The following is a 16,539-nucleotide window of genomic DNA, read 5'->3' on the forward strand; positions in this document are numbered from 1 at the left end:
ATGTCCTGCAACTTCGCCGACCTGTTCGAGCACGCCGTCGACGCCATGCCCGACCGGGTCGCGCTGATCGAGGGCGACCGCGTGCTCACCTTCCGCGAACTCGATGAACAGGCCGATCGACTGGCCGACCACCTCGCCTCGGTGGGCGTCGCCCCCGGCACGCACATCGGCTTTCAGATGCACAACGACATCGACACGATGACCACGCTGATCGCCTGCTTCAAGACCCGAGCCGTCCCCATCAATATCAACTACCGCTACGGCGTCGAAGAATTGCGGTACATCTACGACAGCGTCGACCTGGAGGTGCTGTTCTACCACGCGACGTATGAGCGGGCGGTGCGCACAGCTGCCGCGTCGATGCCGGCGCTGCGGCACCTGATCGTCGTCGACGACCGAGCGACCGATGGCGGACCCGCAGGCCCATCGACGCCAGGCAAGCAGGGAACCGCATCGTGCGATACGCGATGCAGTGTCGATCACCACCAGGCAGGCCGCAGCCGAGACGGTCGATTTCGACGCGCTGGAGCCACGTGCGCAAGCACCTCGCGGGCTAAAAGTTCCGAGGCAGATCTGGATCGCCCCCGCGATATCGCGAGCGCCCAGCGGGAAGCCCGACTACCGCTGGGCGAAGGAGTACTCGGCGGGTCGCGCGCCGGATCACCAGGCGGGCCTTTGATGTGGTCTATCTGCGCGAACAGCCTGGTCACGACAACGAGAACGTGTTCTAATTCGGACGTATCCGCCGTTGTCCTTGGGAGAATCCGATGAGCACAATCGAAACGACCACAGAGTCGGCGAGCACCCTGCCCGCCCGGATCACCGAGGCGTTGATCGGCAGGCTGACCGGGATGGTCGCCGCCGACGATGCCGCAGCGCCGTACCAGATGCTCGAGGTCTACACCGGAGCGGTGGTCGGCGAACTACCGCAGTCGACGCCCGCGGACATCGCCGCCGCCTACGCGACCGCCCGCGCCGCACAGAAAGAATGGGCCGCTTGGCCGCTGCGGCGCAGACTGCGCGTTTTCGAGCGCGCGCATGAACTGTTGCTGGCCGAGCACGAAACCATCGCCGACCTCATCCAGATCGGCTGCGGCAAGACCCGCCGCATGGCCGTCGAGGAATCCTGCGACGTACCGATGGTCATCAGCCACTACCTCAAGACCGCAAAGCGGGTGCTGCGGCCGGTCCGGCGCGGCGGCCCGATGCCATTGCTGACCGGCTCCACCGAACAACACCGCCCGAAAGGCGTCGTCGCGGTCATCGCGCCGTGGAATTTCCCGTTCGCGATCGCGCTGTCGGATGCGATGCCCGCGTTGATGGCGGGCAACGGCGTCGTCCTCAAGCCGGACAACAAGACCGCACTGTGCGCGCTGTTCGGAGTGGAATTGCTCTATCGCGCCGGGCTGCCGCTCGGACTGTTCCAAGTCGTCTGCGGCGAAGGCCCCGAGGTGGGCCCGACGCTGATCGATAACGCCGAGTTCGTGATGTTCACCGGCTCGACCGCGACCGGTCGGATCGTCGGCGAAGGCGCGGGCCGCAACCTGATCGGTTGCAGCCTGGAACTGGGCGGCAAGAACCCGATGATCGTGCTCGACGACGCGAATCTCGACGACGTCATTCCGGGCGCGGCATTCGCGGTGTTCGCGAACTCCGGCCAGGCTTGTATGCACATCGAGCGGATCTACGTACACGATCGCCACTACGACGAATTCGTGCGCCGATTGGTCACGGCGGCAGAAGAATTGGGTTCGAAGATCGGCGCGGCCTACGACTACACACCGGAATTCGGCTCGCTGGTGTCGGTCGAGCACCTGAAACGCGTCGCGGCCCATGTGGACGACGCCCGCGCGAAGGGCGCCACGGTGCTGACCGGCGGCAAAGCGCGCCCGGACATCGGACCCGCCTTCTACGAGCCGACCGTGCTGACCGACGTCACACCCGAGATGACGCACGCGACCATGGAGACCTTCGGCCCGGTGGTCAGCGTGTACCGGTTCAGCGACGAGCAGGAGGCGATCCGGCTCGCCAACGACACCAACTATGGCCTGAACGCGAGCGTGTGGAGCCGAAACCTGGCCCACGCCAACCGCATTGCCGATCAGTTGGAAGCCGGCAACATCAATATCAACGACGGCTTCGTGGCCACCTATGCCGCCAAGGCCACACCGTCGGGCGGCGTGAAGCAGTCCGGCGTCGGCACCCGACACGGTGATCAAGGCCTGCTCAAGTACACCGACACCGTGAACGTCGGCGTCCAGAAGCGTCAGGTGCTCAACGCCCGTGCGGGCATGCCCTACGAGAAGCAACTGAAGATCACCCTGACGACGCTGCGGCTCATGCGCCGAACCCGGCTGCGCTGAGCGCATCTCGTTCTATCCCCCGAGGAGGCAACCATGACGGCATTGCCGGCAGGCTTCGATTTCACCGACCCGGCGCTGTGGGAAAACCGAAGGCCGGTCGAGGAATTCGCATGGCTGCGCCGCACCGCGCAGGTGTGGTGGAACGCGCAATCCGACGACACCTCGGGCGGCTTCCGCGACGGCGGGTACTGGGTGGTCAGCAAACTCGACGACGTCAAGGAGATCTCGCGGAATCCGGAACTGTTCTCCTCCCAGGAGAAGGGATCCATCATCCGGCTGCCCAATGACACCACTCCGGAGCAGATGGCGCTGACCGGTGCGCTGCTGGTGAATATGGATCCGCCCAAGCACACCAAGACCCGGCGGGTCGTGTCGAAAGGATTCACCCCGCGTGCGGTGGAGGGTCTGCGGGCGGCGTTGACCGAACGCGCCGCCGCCATCGTGCACGCGGCCAAGAAGTCCGGCGGCGGTGATTTCGTCCAGCAGGTTGCCGTCGAACTGCCGTTGCAGGCGATCGCGGAACTGCTGGGCGTCCCGGAGACCGATCGGCGCAAGCTCTTCGACTGGACCAATCAGACCCTCAACTACGACGACCCGCAGTACGGCGACACCACCTCGGCCTCCAGGATGGCCTCGGCCGAACTGCTCGGCTACGCCTGGAACATGGCCGAGCAGCGCCGCGGCTGCCCGGCCGAGGACATCGTCAGCCAACTGGTCAATGCCGACGTCGACGGTGAGCACCTCGGCTCCGACGAGTTCGGGTTCTTCGTGATCCTGCTCGCGGTGGCGGGGAACGAGACCACCCGCAATGCCATCACCCATGGCATGAAGGCGTTCGTGGACAACCCCGAGCAATGGGAGCTCTACCAGCAGCAGCGACCGCGGACCGCGCCCGACGAGATCGTCCGCTGGGCCACCCCCGTCACGGCCTTCCAGCGCACCGCGACGCAGGACACCGCGCTCGGGGACCGGCAGATCAAGAAGGGACAGCGGCTGGGGCTCTTCTACAGCTCGGCGAACTTCGACGAAGACGCCTTCGACGACCCCTTCACCTTCGATGTGCTGCGCAACCCGAACCCGCACGTCGGCTTCGGCGGCACCGGTGCGCACTACTGCGTCGGTGCGAACCTGGCGCGCCTCGAGATCGACCTGATGTTCAACGCCATCGCCGATTTGATGCCCAAGATCACGCAGGTGTCGGATCCGGTACGGTTGCGCTCGGGGTGGATCAACGGAATCAAGAAGTGGCAGGTGCGATACGAGTGAGCCTTCGAAATATTCCATTGCGCACGCTGTCCGGCGACGCGACGACCCTGGGCGAGCTCGCCGGGGACCACGCTGTGCTGCTGGTCAACGTGGCTTCGAAGTGTGGGCTGACGCCGCAGTATTCCGGGCTGGTCGAGCTGCAGAAAGCCTACGGACCGCGCGGATTCACCGTGATCGGAGTGCCGAGCAACCAGTTCATGGGTCAGGAACCCGGCACGGCCGAGGAGATCCAGGAATTCTGCTCCACCACCTACGGTGTGGATTTCCCGCTGCTGGAGAAGACCGACGTCAACGGCGAGGACCGGCACCCGCTCTACAGCGAGCTCGTCGACACCGCGGACGCGGATGGCACCAGCGGTGACATCCAGTGGAACTTCGAGAAGTTCCTCATCGATCGGGACGGCAAGGTGGTCGGCCGGTTCCGGCCACGGACCGAACCCGACTCCGCGGCAGTCATCAACGCCATCGAAGCGGCTCTGTAAACATCTTTCGGCCGAGCCGGAATCGAGGGTGACGCACCGCTCGACTCCGGCTTCGCTGTGTCTATGCCATGGCGAAGCGCAGCAGGGCCTGCTTGTCACCCTGCTTGATCTGGCCCTTGCGGTTGAGGACTTCCAACTGCCAGCCCGCGCCGGAGCGGAAGGCCCGTGCGACCGCATTGGCGTTGTCGTTGCCCAGCAGCGACGGCCAGATATCGGCGACCTGTTCGGCGCTGCCGCCGGTCGCGTCGTACACCTTGAACGAAATGTTGTTGGCCTTCTCGAACGAGCTGCCCTTCTTGAAGGCAGCGGCCACGAACACGATGGCGTCGATGCCGCCGGGCACATCGGCGAAGGTGACATGCACCGATTCGTCGTCGCCGGAGGCGGCGCCGGTCTGCTCGTCACCGGTGTGCTGGACCGAGCCGTTGCCCATCGGGTCCAGGGAGTCCAGGCCGGCGAAACGCACCGGCTCGGCGCCTTGCATGAGAATGGCGATCAGATCCAGGTCCACCCCGCGTTTGCGGCGCAGCAGCCCCATCGCACCGCCACTCGTGCCCGCCGACGGATCCCAGCTCACCCCGACCGTCAGTTTGGTGATGCCGTTGAGATCCGCGGCGCCATCTTCTTTTTTGAGCGTGATCATGCGTTTCACAGTACAAGTGATCCGTATCCCGATGCGGCGCAGAATGTTCCTGCTCACACCCGAGCAAGGTGTGCGCCGTCTAGGGCTTTTGACGCCTGCGGTAGCGGACGGTGCACGGCTGCTGTAGCTGCACCACCATCTTGCTGTGATCGTTGCGGTAGCTGTCGGAGGGCTGGGCCATCTCGAACTCCCAGTCGCGCAACAGGATCGAGAAAATAGCCTTCAGCTGCATCAGCGCGAACGCCGCGCCGACACAGCGATGCCGTCCCGCGCCGAACGGAATCCACGTCCAGCGGTTGACGATGTCTGCCTGATTGGGGTCGATATAGCGGTCCGGATCGAAGTCCTCCGGGTTCGGGAAGTCCTCAGGGATGCGGTTGGAGATGGCGGGAGTGGCGGCGACCAGGTCGCCTTCCGCGATCCGATGCCCGCAGACCTCGAATTCGCCCTTGGCGACGCGCATCAGGATGATCAGCGGCGGATGCAGTCGCAGTGTCTCCTTCAGCACTGCCTCGAGCTGCGGAATCCGGCGCAGCGCGGCGAAACTGACTTCCGAACCGTCGGCGTACAGTTCGTCGAGCTCGTCGATAACCCTGGTCAGCAGGTCAGGATGCCGGAGTAGTTCGATCACCGTCCAGGCCGCGGTGCCGGAGGTGGTGTGGTGGCCCGCGAACATCATCGAGATGAACATGCCGGTGATCTCGCTGGCGCTGAAGCGCGGATTGCCGTGCTCGTCGGTGATGGTGATCAGGATGTCCAGCATGTCGCGATCCGTTTTGTGCGCAGGCGGGTTCGCGACGCGGCCGTCCATGATGCCCTGAACCAGGTCGACGAGTTCGCGGCGCGCCTCGTCGCGGCGGCGGAAGCTTTCGATCGGCGCGTAGGGGTCCACGTAGGCCAGTGCGTCGGTGCCCCGCTCCAGATCGTGGTAGAGCCGCGCGAAGCGGTCGTCGAGTTCGTCACGGAATCTGGTCCCGATCAGGCAGGCCGAGGACGTGTAGATGGTCAGTTCGGCAAAGAAATCGAGCAGGTCGATCTCGCCGGCGTCGCCCCAGCGCGCGAGCATCCGCTCCACCTCGCGCTCGATCGTCGCGGCGTGCCCGCGCATCTGCTCGCCGCGTAGCGCCTGGTTGTGCAGCATCTCCTTGCGCCGCTCGGGGCTGGCGTCGAAGACAACTCCCGCGCCGAAGATCGGTTTCATGAACGGGTAGGCAGCGCCCTGATCCAGATCCTCGTCGCCGGAGCGGAAGAAGAATTCGTTGGCCTCGGCGCCCGACAGCATGATGACGCGCCGTCCGGCCAAGTCGAACGACCCGACATCGCCGCATTCGGCCCGGACTCGGCGCATCAAGGCCAGTGGATCGACCCGAAATTCGTCGAGGTGGCCGTGTTCGTGCTCGCCTCCGGAAACCCGCCGTGGTTTGACCAGGGTCATTGGAAATCCTCCCGGTATAGCTGTCCGGACGTACGATGGACACCTGTCTGGACAGTACTACGACACGTAAGGCCGGGCAAGCAATCCGGCACCGCGAGCGGGGCAACGACGCGCCCCTCTCCAGGCAGGTGAGTAATGCATTCGAAGCAACAGACCGATGGGCCGCGATTGGTAATCGCCCGAAGCATCTGGCGGGCATTACGCTGGAAAATTGCCGGTGCTGCCCTGATTCTCTCGATGGCCATCGTCATTGCCACTGTGCTGTCGATGTATTCGGGCAGGTACATCTCGACCGCGTCGGTCACCGTCGACGCGCCGCGCGCCGGACTGGTGCTCGACCCAGATGCCAGGGTGAAGTACCGCGGCATCGAGATCGGCCGGGTGGCGGCGGTCGCCCGAGCGGAGGACCGGGAGCGGCTGCGGCTGGATCTCGACCCCGAGTTACTGCGGCTCGTCCCGGACAACGCGAGGGTGGACATCCACTCCACCACCATCTTCGGTGCGAAGAATGTGAATTTCCTTGTTCCGGAACACCCTTCGGGCCGTCCACTGCGACCCGGCGCGCAGGTGAGGGCCGAGGCGGTCACTGTCGAGTTCAATTCGCTGTTCGACCATCTCGCCGACCTCCTTGCGAAGGTCGAGCCCGGCAAGCTCAACATCGCCATGAATGCACTGAGCACCGCATTGCAGGGGCGCGGCGACAAGCTCGGCGAGACACTGGCGCACACGGATTCCTATCTGCGCGAGATCAATCCGAGCCTGCCCGCGCTGCGACGGGAGCTGGCCGCCACGGCCGATGTCACCGGCCTGTACGCCGACACCGTCGGAGATCTGTTGCGCACGGCGGAAAATGCCACCACCACGAGTGCGACGATCACCGACCGACAGTCGGATCTCGACGCAGTACTGCTGAACCTCGTAGGAGTCGCAGACACCACAGGTAGTGTGCTCCGGCAGAGCGAACCGTCGTCGATTGCGTCGCTCCAGCTCCTCCGTCCGACGACCGCGTTGCTGTATGCCTATGCGCCAGGGCTGGATTGCGTCATCAACGCACTCGGCAAACTCATGCCCCTCGCCGAGGAGATCTTCGGCGGCAGATACCCGGGCGCGTACTTCAACTCGAACTTCATGTACGGCGCAGAGCCGTATCAGTACCCGGACGACCTACCCAAGGTAAATGCCACCGGCGGCCCGCACTGCGAAGGCGTGAACGACAGAGTGCCCGGCAGCCACTCCGACTACGTCGTCACCGACACCGGCGAAGGTCGGCCGTTCATACCGTCGACCACTGTGCACCCGAACAGCCCACCGGTGTTCGAGCTGCTGTTCGCGGGACTACCGGGGATGGGTGGGCGGTAGCTCGACGCTCAGCAGTGAGGCTGTACCGGCTGAGCGAAAACCACTGCTCCTCAGCTCGGCGGTGTGGGATGTTGTGCATCCCAGTTCTACTTGGCACCGCTGGGGGCGAGCCCGGTTTACCGAATCCAGTGCACGCTACCCAGTATCGGCCGCACTCCACTGGTTTACCGGGCAGTGCAGGGCACGTCAGGTGGGGTCCCCGACTTTCTCTTCCGCGGCTTTTGGAGGCAGGCAACAGCTTCCAGCGTGCGGACTGGCTGTGGTGCCGTTCTCGAGCACTTCTCTCACAAGGGCAGAGAAACGGTGATCGAGCGTAGTCAGATGGTGGTTGCCGAAGGCTGGACAGCCACCATCTGACTACGCTCGATCACCAAAGCGCTTGGAACGCAACCACAGCCAGTCCTCACTGCGCGCCGCTATTTCACGCTCGGGTCAGATGACCCAGTCGAAGGCTTCGGCTTTCGAGCGCGTGCCCTCGGCGGTGCGGGAGCGGTTGGGTTCGCCGAGGTCTGTCAGGAGATCTTCGGAGAGTTCGACCAGGGCGGCCAGGGTGGTGGGGGTGAACCAGGTGGGGCGGGTGGCGAAGAGGATGTCTTCGGTGGCGGTGTTGCCGCTGGCGCCGGGGGCGAAGGGGCAGCCGCCCAGACCGCCTAGTGAGCCGTCGACCATGGTGGCGCCCGCTCCGAGCGCGGCGAGGGTGTTGGCTACGCCCATGCCCCAGGTGTCGTGGCCGTGGAAGACGATGCGGCGGTGCGGGGTTCGGTCGCGGACCGCGGAGATGAGGGCGGTTACCTGAGCCGGGTCGGCCTGGCCGAGGGTGTCGGCGACGACGATGTCGGTAGCGCCTTCGGTGCGCGGGTCGTTGGCGATGGCCAGGACTCGTTCGGGATCTACCGGGCCGTCGAACGGGCAGGTGAAGCTGGTGGCCAGGCAAAGTTGGATTTCGCCGCCCGCTTGGTGGGCGAGGCGGACCGCGTCGGGCATGGCCGCGACGCTGTCCTCGGTGCTGCGGCCGATATTCGCCTTGTTGTGCGCGTCCGAAGCGGAGAAGCAGTATTGGAAGTTGCGCACGCCGGCGGCCGCCGCTTTTTCGACGTGCCGGGGTGTGGCCACCCAGACCCAGCAGTGTCGCAGCTCTTCGGGAGTCAGCGCCGCGATGAGGTCCATAGTGTTGGCCATCGGTGGCACCAGATCCGGGCGGGCCATGGAGCCGATCTCCAGAGCGGGCACGCCGAGCGCGAGCAGGCGCCGGACGATGTCGACCTTGTGTTCCACCGGAAGCACCTTGCCGGTGAGCTGAAGCCCGTCGCGCAGCGTCACATCGCGCAGCACCGACTCGGTCAGCACCGTCATTTCTTCTCGCGCACTTCCTGCGGCACACACATCACGCCACCGCATGGCTTCCCGTTTCCCACCGCCGGGTTGGGATGCACGGTGGGTCGGCGAGGTGTCGGGGCGCGCAGCTCATATGCCGAACGCCCAGGTGGCCGCCTGCGGCCATACACCCGACGAGTCATGAGGCCTCCAGTACAAGCACTGCGCGATTGTCCCTCACGACGCCTGCCGGTGTCTCGCGGGAGGTCCCGCGCCCGGCCGGCACCACCGTTGCGTGACCATTTCTCATGACTGCCGCACGTTCGTGGTCGGCGTTTCCATAGGGAGTCGACGTGCGGTACGCGGTCTGCGTCGATGGTGACGAGATGGGCCCGCAATCCGCCGGCCGACACCCACTGGAAGTGGTCGATCGGGTTCGGTGTTCCTTGTCGTGTACGCGCACCATCGGACGCGGCATCCATATCCGGCGACTGGAAGGGCCACGTCTGATCGACCACGCTTCCCTCGCGGGAGCGCACTCGGGACGTGCGGCGGTCATGACCCCTCCAGCGCATCGATGTCGGCGTCGCTCATGCCGAGCAGTTCCGACAGCACCTCGCGTGTGTGCGCACCGAGATCGGGGCCGACATTGCGGATGGGCAGCGACTGCTCGCCGATCACCGGGACGATGCCGGTGAAGCCGACCGTTTTCGGTTGCGAGGCGCCGACATCCACGGGGAAGGGCTGGATCATGTTGCGCGCTTTGTACTGTTCGTCGGCGACGATGTCGGCGGCGGTGTAGATAGGGCCGCACGGAATGGCGGCCGCGTCGAGCAGCTTCAGGGCCTCTTCGCGGGTATGGGTGACCGTCCACTCGGCGATCGAGGCGTCCAGCCGCTCACGGTTGCGCCAGCGGCCCGCGTTGTCCTGCAGATCGGGGTCCCCGGCCAGGTCCGGGCGGCCGATCACGGCCATATAGCGCTGGAAGATGGCGTCACCGTTGCCGCCGATGATGATGCTGACGCCGTCGCGACACGGGTAGGCGTTGCTCGGTGCGATGCCTTCCATCCGGCCGCCGACGCGTTCCCGGTTGATGCCGTAGGCAAGGTAGTCCGGCACCAGCGATTCCATCACCGACAGAATCGCCTCGTTGAGGGCGACATCGATGATGCGCTCACCGAGCGGAATCGACTCGGCCCGCTGCGTGCGCTGGAACAGCGCCATCACCGTGCCGAACGCCGCGTAGATCCCCGCGATGGAATCACCGATGGAGACGCCGGTACGCACCGGCGGCCGATCCGGGTCGCCGACGAGTTCACGCAAGCCACCGACAGCCTCGGCGACGGCGGCGAAGCCGGGTCGCGACGCCATCGGCCCGGTCTGCCCGTATGCGGAGATGCGAGTGATCACCAGATCGGGATTGACCTCGTTCAACACATCGGGCCCGAGACCCCATTTCTCGAGCATGCCCGGCCGGAAATTCTCCAGCAGCACATCGCACCGGCGGATCAGATCGAGCACAATGCCACGCCCCGCCTCGGTGCGTAGATCAAGGGTGATCGACTTCTTGTTGCGATTGACGGTGCGATACAGCATCGAGGTGTCGCCGCCATAGAGCCGCCAGTTGCGCAACTCGTCCCCGACCTTGGGCCGCTCCACCTTGATGACCTCGGCACCGAAGTCACCGAGGATGCGTCCCGCGGTCGGCGCGGCGATGTAATTGCCGAGTTCGAGGACGCGCACCCCATCCAACGGCCCAATACTCATGGCCACCAGTGTGGCCTATCCCCATCTCCACCACCCGCCGACCCGACGCGCGAGTGGCACACAGCTGCGGCAAACGTCGGGAGCCCCCTCCTCACTCGATCCTCTACCACGGGCTAGACAGCCAGGTCGCCCGCCCGGCGCGCCGGCGGCACCTGACTACGGCAAACAGCGGGGCCCTCGACCCCGACCACGAACTTGGCAGGCGGCTTCAGGCGACCGAACTGGGACCAGTCGGAGTTCTGGGGGAGGTGGCCTCGGGTGAAGTGGGTGATGCCCGACTCGATGCCACCCGGGGCGACACTGACCACGCTCGCCCCACCGCGTCCGCCCACCCGGCGACCGGCACCAAGCAGCGGCGAAGGTCGAGAGGCCCCCTCAACGATGTGCCACTCGACGATCGACTCGGACCGGCCCCGGGCGGGGGTTTCGGGTGTAGTTGTGGCTGCGCGGGTCTAGGAGGCCAGGCGCACCGGCTCGTCGATGGTCGAGTAGTGCTCGGCGTTGCCGGCGAGGATGGTGCTCGCGGTGCCGTCGACGCCGACGGGGACGTCACCGGCGAGGGTGATGCGGGTCAGCTTGCGGGGCTGGTCGTCGTAGTCGTCGATGGCGTAGTGCTGGGTGGCGCGGTTGTCCCAGATCGCGACGTCACCGGGGGCCCAGTTCCAGCGGGTGGTGTTTTCCAGCCGGGTCACCCGGTCCTGGAACAGGCGGAAGAGGGCCTGCGACTCGGTGCTGGACACGCCGACGAATTGCTTGACGAAGTGGCCGACCAGCAGGGCCCGCTCGCCGGTCTCGGGGTGCACCCGCACCACCGGGTGCTCGGTCTCGTAGTAGCTCGACTGGAACTCGGCACGGTAGGCCTCGGTGTTGGGGGTCGACTTGTCGACGTTGCGGGCGGCGTAGTCGTAGACGTTGGTGTGCACGGCACGCAGGTTCTCGGCCAGCCGTTTGAGCGGCTCGGGCAACGAGTTGTATGCGGCGACGGTGGAGGCCCAGGTGGTCGAACCGCCGTAGGACGGCAGGTGCACCGCGCGCAGGATCGAGGCCTTCGGGATCCGGTCGACGAAGGTGACGTCGGTGTGCCAGCTGTTGGCGCGGCCGTGCTCGGAATCGATGGCCAGGCTCTTGACGCCGTGCGAGGTGACCGTCGGGTGCGGCGTGGTCGGGCTGCCGAGCAGCTCCGCGAAGGCGTACTGCCCGTCCTCGTCCAGGTGATCCTGGCCGCGGAAGAAGATCACCTTGTGCTCGAGCAGAGCACGCCGGATCACCTCGACCGTCGCCGAGTCCAGGTCGCCGCCGAGCCGGACATTGTCGACCTGAGCACCGATGTGGGCACCGAGCTTGGTCACCGAGGTGGTAGCGGGAGTGGCGTAGTCGACCGTCATGAGATCACCTTCGCTGTTCGAGGCTGATTGATGCGCTGTTGAGCACATCACCCGAACTGCCCCGCCAACGAGGGTTTCCGTCGCCATGATCACAATTGCAGTGCGCGCGCAATAGGCGCTCACGCGGCGTCAGCTCACATGTTCACGCAGGTAGGCGAGATCGTCGGCGACGCCTTCCGCGGGGGTTTCGAGGATTACCGGAGCGTCTGCGGTGCGGCACACCTCAGCGAGCAGCTGCGGGTCGATGGTGCCGTCGGCGAAGTTGGCGTGCCGGTCGGCGCCGGAATCGAACTCGTCGCGCGAAGAGTTCAAGTGCACCAGGTCGATTCGACCGGTGATCGCCTTGATCCGTTCGACGACGCCGACGAGCTCTTCGCCGCCTGCCCAGGCATGGCAGGTGTCGAGGCAGAAGCCCGCGCCGTATTCGCCGACCGCGTCCCACAGCCGGGCAATCGAATCGAAATGCCTGGCCATGGCATGGTTTCCGCCCGCAGTGTTCTCGATCAGAATGGGCACCGCGAAACCGCCCTTGTCCTGCTGGCGTTCGAACAGCTTGCGCCAGTTATCGATTCCGGTGTCGATCTCGGCATCGGAGCGGACGTGGCCGCCGTGCACGACCAGGCCGAAGGCACCGAGATCCGCCGCGGCCTTCGCCTGCTGTGCCACCGCGTTGCGCGACGGCATCCGCAGCCGGTTGTTCAGACTCGCCACATTGATTTGATACGACGAGTGCACGACCACGTCGATCGGACTCACGAGGATCTCCTCGGTCCGCGGATGTGGGGTCGGCTTGTCCCAGCTCTGTGGATCGACGACGAACAGCTGGATGACATCGGCGCCGAGTTTCTCACCGAAACCGATCGGATCGCTGTCGAGCCGGACATGTGCTCCAATGCGCATGGGGCCACTTTATCGACTGGCACCGACAAGCCGGGAGCAACCGATACATAGGCCGAATGACCGCACAACGAGTCTGTTGCATCGAGGCGGCGCATAGAGATACATCGGTAGGATCCAGGTGCTCGACCCGATGAGGGGGGTGAATCCACTGTGTTGCGCAAAGGCGACGTCTTCGCGGGCTATGCCATCCAGCGCGTGCTCGGCCAAGGCGGCATGGGCACCGTCTATCTGGCCAAGCATCCGCGGCTGCCACGGCTGACCGCGTTGAAGCTGCTGAACCCGGAGCTCTACAGCGACACCGAAATCCGCGGCCGCTTCGAGCGCGAGGCCGACCTGATCGCCCGGCTCGACCATCCCAATATCGTGACCGTCTACGACCGCGGCGCGGAGGACGAGCAGCTGTGGATCTCCATGCAGTTCGTTCCCGGGGCGGACGCATCCTGCGCGGATGTGAATGTGCTCGCGCCGGGTCGAGCGGTGCAAATCGTGGGCGACACGGCCAAGGCATTGGATTTCGCGCACGCCAACGGCGTGCTGCACCGTGACGTGAAACCGGCGAACATCCTGCTGGCCAAAGCGCCGATCGGACAGCCCGAACGGGTGCTGCTCACCGATTTCGGCATCGCGGGCGTGCGCGACAGCGACACCACGCTGAGCTCGGCAGGCTCGATCACCGCCACCCTCGCCTATGCCGCACCCGAACAGTTGCTCGGGCTGCCACTGGACGATCGGGCCGATCAATACGCGCTCGCCTGCACCCTGTTCTGGATGCTGACCGGCGTCGGACCGTACTCCGGCGGCAATCCGGCCGCGGTCATCAACGGCCATATCTACGGACCGGTGCCGTCTATATGCCACACCAGGCCGGGCATTCCACCCGCACTGGACGGAGTACTCGCGCGGGCGCTGGCCAAACGATCGACAGACCGGTTCGGCAGCTGCTCGGAGTTCGCGGCAGCAGCACGATGGGCGCTCTCGTCCAGCGGGCCGCAACACCCGCACCCTCCGAACGGATCACCGCACACCGCACACCCCGCACCTGGCCGGCCGCCCGTCGATACGACGCCGCCACATCACGCGCCGACCAACCAGCTGCCACCACACCCTGCACCACAGCACGGCCCGCCATCACACCACGCCGCACCGTATGGCCTGCCGCCTCATCACGCCGCACCACACCATGCACCACAGCAGCCCGCATGGGCTTCCCCCGCGCAACCGCAGGCCGCTCCGACGCACACGGCATCTCCTGCCACGCAACAGCAATCCATGCCACCACACCCCACACCGCCGCAGGCGACAACGGCGTATACGGCGCACCCGCAAGCCGTTTCACCACACGTCGTGTCTCCTACCGCGCGGCAATACACGCCACCACACCTCACACACTCGGCACCACACAACACCGAGGTGTCGCCCGAGCAGCAGGGGCCGGCCGGATCCGCCGACACGCCGCCGAGCTCGGCGGCACCGCGGATGCCGCTGCCACCGCGGCGGAAGCCGCGTCCGGGAACCATTGCGCTACCCGATATTCGGGCGCGACCGGCCAGGTCGACGCCGCCCGATTCGGCGCGGCGCGGCGGGCGGCAACCGCCCGAACCACCTCCTCCGCCATAGCTTTTCGCTATAAAATGGGCGAGCTGGGCTGCCCGAATACTGCTAAGGTTTCGATGTTTTTCGCGCACGGGTCGGGCCGATCGCGCGTTCTTATGCTGTACGTCTGCGCATCGGTGGGTCCCGATGCGTGGCGGGAAGTGGAGCAGACATGCTGGCCAGCGGTGACGTTTTCGCCGGCTATGTCATCGATCGGCAACTGGGTCGCGGTGGCATGGGTTCGGTCTACCTGGCGAAACATCCGCGGCTACCGCGGATGACGGCGCTGAAGCTGTTGAACAGAGAGATGTTCTTCGACAAGGAGGTGCGGGCGCGGTTCGAACGGGAGGCGGATCTGGTCGCCCAGCTCGATCACCCCAATATCGTCACGGTGTACGACCGCGGCCTCGACGATGAGCAGCTGTGGATCTCGATGCAGTACATCGACGGCATCGATGCCGCGTCGGTGGATCCCAAGACACTGCCGCCGGAGCGGGCGGTGCAGATCATCAAGGAGACCGCGGACGCGCTCGACTACGCCCACGGCATGGGCGTGCTGCACCGCGACGTGAAGCCCGCGAACATCCTGCTGGCCCGCTCGGGCGCGGGACGCGGCGAACGGGTGTACCTGACCGACTTCGGCATCGCCCGGCTGCGTGACGACACCGGCCATCTCACCCAAACCGGGACCTTCACCGCGACGCTCGCCTACGCCTCACCCGAGCAGCTGACCGGCGCCACACTGGACCACCGATCGGATCAGTATTCGCTGGCCTGCTCATTGTTCTGGCTGTTCACCGGCACCGGCCCCTTCGCTGCGACCAACCCGGCCGCGGTGATCCAGGGACATCTGCAGGCCGCGCCGCCCGCGCTCAGCAGCGCCCGCCCCGGACTGCCCTATGCGCTGGACAGCGTCCTCGCCAGGGCCATGGCCAAGCGGCCGGAGGACAGGTACGCCTCCTGTTCGGAGTTCGCGGCCGCCGCACGCCACGCCCTCACCAATCCGAGCGTGCCGTCGATGCCGGTCGTCGGCGGGCCACGCCCCGTCACCGGGCCCGCCGTTCCCCTGACCGGCGGACCTCGCCCGCAGACCGCACCGCCGATTCCCGTGACGGGAACACCGTTTCCGGTGGCCAACGGGCCGGGTCCGCGTACGAGCGGGGCACACCCGCTGACCGGACCACCCCTCGCCAACACCCCGCCGGGCACGCAGGTGCAGCCGCCCATGCAGACCGGCCCCGCCCAACAGCAGCCGAACCCGTACCAGCAGCCGGCCAACCAGCACCCATTCGGTTTCCACACACCACCCGGACCGCCGAATGGTGGTGGCGTGCGGCCGATCCCCCCCGGTCAACCGCCGCGACACAAGTCCAACACCGGACTCATCATCGGGATCAGCCTCGGCGTGGTGGTGCTGATCCTGGTGGTTCTCGGCATTATCGGAGCCGTCACCGACGATTCGTCATCGACCGCCAGCACCACCACATCCACGTCGTCCACGTCGTCCACGTCGTCCTCGTCGTCCTCGTCGAGCAACAGCGGCACGGCGACTCCGAGCATCGAAGCGATCAGCACCGAATTCGGGCGCATGGTGCCCACGTCCAAGTCCGGCGACACCGGCTACAACGGCGCCCATTGCATCGCGGCCGATTCGACCTCGCCATCGCCGCCGACCACCGGCTCACCGGATTTCGGCAAGTGGCTCTACGAGTGGGATTGCTACGGCGGCGGTGAGACCGCCGACCCGGACCCCTTCTACACGATCTTCGTCTACAAATCCGCCGCTGACGTGCAGGCCATGGTCAACGCCCTGCCGACGAACACCAAGTCGACCGACACCAACGGCGGCATGTCGTACACGAACTACAAGTACACGAACGACGGGCCCAAGATCATCACCGTCTTCACCGGCGACAAGGATCGCGCCCAGTTCGCCATGTACACCGACGGTCTCGCGGGCAGCATCGAGAACGCCATGCGCTGGTGGCGCACGGCACCGCTGAACTAACGCGAAAACCCGTCGTATCCCGCG

The 16,539-nt window shown here is 65.9% G+C and carries 14 protein-coding genes; 7 read left to right on the forward strand and 7 right to left on the reverse strand.

Annotated features, from left to right (window positions below; genetic code table 11):
• From OHQ90_RS36595 to OHQ90_RS36610, 4 genes are read left to right on the forward strand one after another with little or no spacing between them, the layout of a single operon-like run.
• The gene (locus OHQ90_RS36595; protein ID WP_328405508.1) at positions 1 to 771 is read left to right on the forward strand and encodes an AMP-binding protein; all 771 of its coding nucleotides are present in this window, start codon (positions 1 to 3) and stop codon (positions 769 to 771) included.
• Positions 768 to 2,363 (forward strand): succinic semialdehyde dehydrogenase, encoded by a 1,596-nt coding sequence (locus tag OHQ90_RS36600; RefSeq protein ID WP_328405510.1) that lies wholly within the window; start codon positions 768 to 770, stop codon positions 2,361 to 2,363. Before OHQ90_RS36595 ends, OHQ90_RS36600 begins: the two co-directional genes overlap by 4 nt.
• Positions 2,364 to 2,396: 33 nt before the next feature.
• Positions 2,397 to 3,629: a cytochrome P450 gene (locus OHQ90_RS36605; protein ID WP_328405512.1), complete on the forward strand. Its 1,233-nt coding sequence runs from the start codon at positions 2,397 to 2,399 to the stop codon at positions 3,627 to 3,629.
• Entirely contained in the window at positions 3,626 to 4,111 is a 486-nt protein-coding gene (locus tag OHQ90_RS36610) for a glutathione peroxidase (RefSeq protein WP_328405513.1), read from the forward strand. Before OHQ90_RS36605 ends, OHQ90_RS36610 begins: the two co-directional genes overlap by 4 nt.
• Before the next feature lie 61 nt (positions 4,112 to 4,172).
• Here the strand turns inward: OHQ90_RS36610 and OHQ90_RS36615 are convergent, their stop codons facing one another.
• Together OHQ90_RS36615 and OHQ90_RS36620 are read right to left on the reverse strand one after the other, a co-directional pair.
• Entirely contained in the window at positions 4,173 to 4,754 is a 582-nt protein-coding gene (locus OHQ90_RS36615; RefSeq protein WP_328405515.1) for a TerD family protein, read from the reverse strand.
• 79 nt (positions 4,755 to 4,833) lie between these two features.
• On the reverse strand, positions 4,834 to 6,189 hold the full coding sequence (locus tag OHQ90_RS36620; RefSeq protein ID WP_328405517.1) for a cytochrome P450: 1,356 nt from the start codon (positions 6,187 to 6,189) through the stop codon (positions 4,834 to 4,836).
• Positions 6,190 to 6,426: 237 nt separating this feature from the next.
• Here OHQ90_RS36620 and OHQ90_RS36625 point away from each other — a divergent pair, with 237 nt between their 5' ends.
• Positions 6,427 to 7,548 carry an MCE family protein gene (locus OHQ90_RS36625; RefSeq protein WP_328405519.1) on the forward strand — a complete coding sequence of 374 codons (1,122 nt, stop codon included), beginning with the start codon at positions 6,427 to 6,429 and terminating at the stop codon, positions 7,546 to 7,548.
• Positions 7,549 to 7,980: 432 nt separating this feature from the next.
• On the opposite strand, the gene OHQ90_RS36630 is transcribed toward OHQ90_RS36625, so the two are convergent.
• From OHQ90_RS36630 to OHQ90_RS36650, 5 genes are all read right to left on the reverse strand, one after another.
• Positions 7,981 to 8,901: a hydroxymethylglutaryl-CoA lyase gene (locus OHQ90_RS36630; protein WP_328405521.1), complete on the reverse strand. Its 921-nt coding sequence runs from the start codon at positions 8,899 to 8,901 to the stop codon at positions 7,981 to 7,983.
• A gap of 516 nt (positions 8,902 to 9,417) precedes the next feature.
• Complete coding sequence (locus OHQ90_RS36635) at positions 9,418 to 10,629, reverse strand: CaiB/BaiF CoA transferase family protein (protein ID WP_328405523.1); 1,212 nt, start codon at positions 10,627 to 10,629, stop codon at positions 9,418 to 9,420.
• A 113-nt stretch (positions 10,630 to 10,742) separates the two neighbouring features.
• Positions 10,743 to 10,937: a hypothetical protein gene (locus OHQ90_RS36640; RefSeq protein ID WP_328405525.1), complete on the reverse strand. Its 195-nt coding sequence runs from the start codon at positions 10,935 to 10,937 to the stop codon at positions 10,743 to 10,745.
• 144 nt (positions 10,938 to 11,081) lie between these two features.
• Positions 11,082 to 12,014, reverse strand: coding sequence for a TauD/TfdA dioxygenase family protein (locus tag OHQ90_RS36645; RefSeq protein ID WP_328405527.1), 933 nt, complete (start codon positions 12,012 to 12,014; stop codon positions 11,082 to 11,084).
• 129 nt (positions 12,015 to 12,143) lie between these two features.
• Positions 12,144 to 12,914 (reverse strand): deoxyribonuclease IV, encoded by a 771-nt coding sequence (locus OHQ90_RS36650; protein WP_328405529.1) that lies wholly within the window; start codon positions 12,912 to 12,914, stop codon positions 12,144 to 12,146.
• A 150-nt stretch (positions 12,915 to 13,064) separates the two neighbouring features.
• On the opposite strand from OHQ90_RS36650, the gene OHQ90_RS36655 reads away from it, so the two are divergent.
• Positions 13,065 to 14,531, forward strand: a complete 1,467-nt coding sequence (locus tag OHQ90_RS36655; protein ID WP_328405531.1) for a serine/threonine-protein kinase — start codon at positions 13,065 to 13,067, stop codon at positions 14,529 to 14,531.
• A gap of 148 nt (positions 14,532 to 14,679) precedes the next feature.
• Positions 14,680 to 16,515: a serine/threonine-protein kinase gene (locus OHQ90_RS36660; protein WP_328405533.1), complete on the forward strand. Its 1,836-nt coding sequence runs from the start codon at positions 14,680 to 14,682 to the stop codon at positions 16,513 to 16,515.
• Positions 16,516 to 16,539: the final 24 nt, after the last annotated feature.

Source organism: Nocardia sp. NBC_00403 (assembly GCF_036046055.1).
GTDB lineage: Bacteria > Actinomycetota > Actinomycetes > Mycobacteriales > Mycobacteriaceae > Nocardia.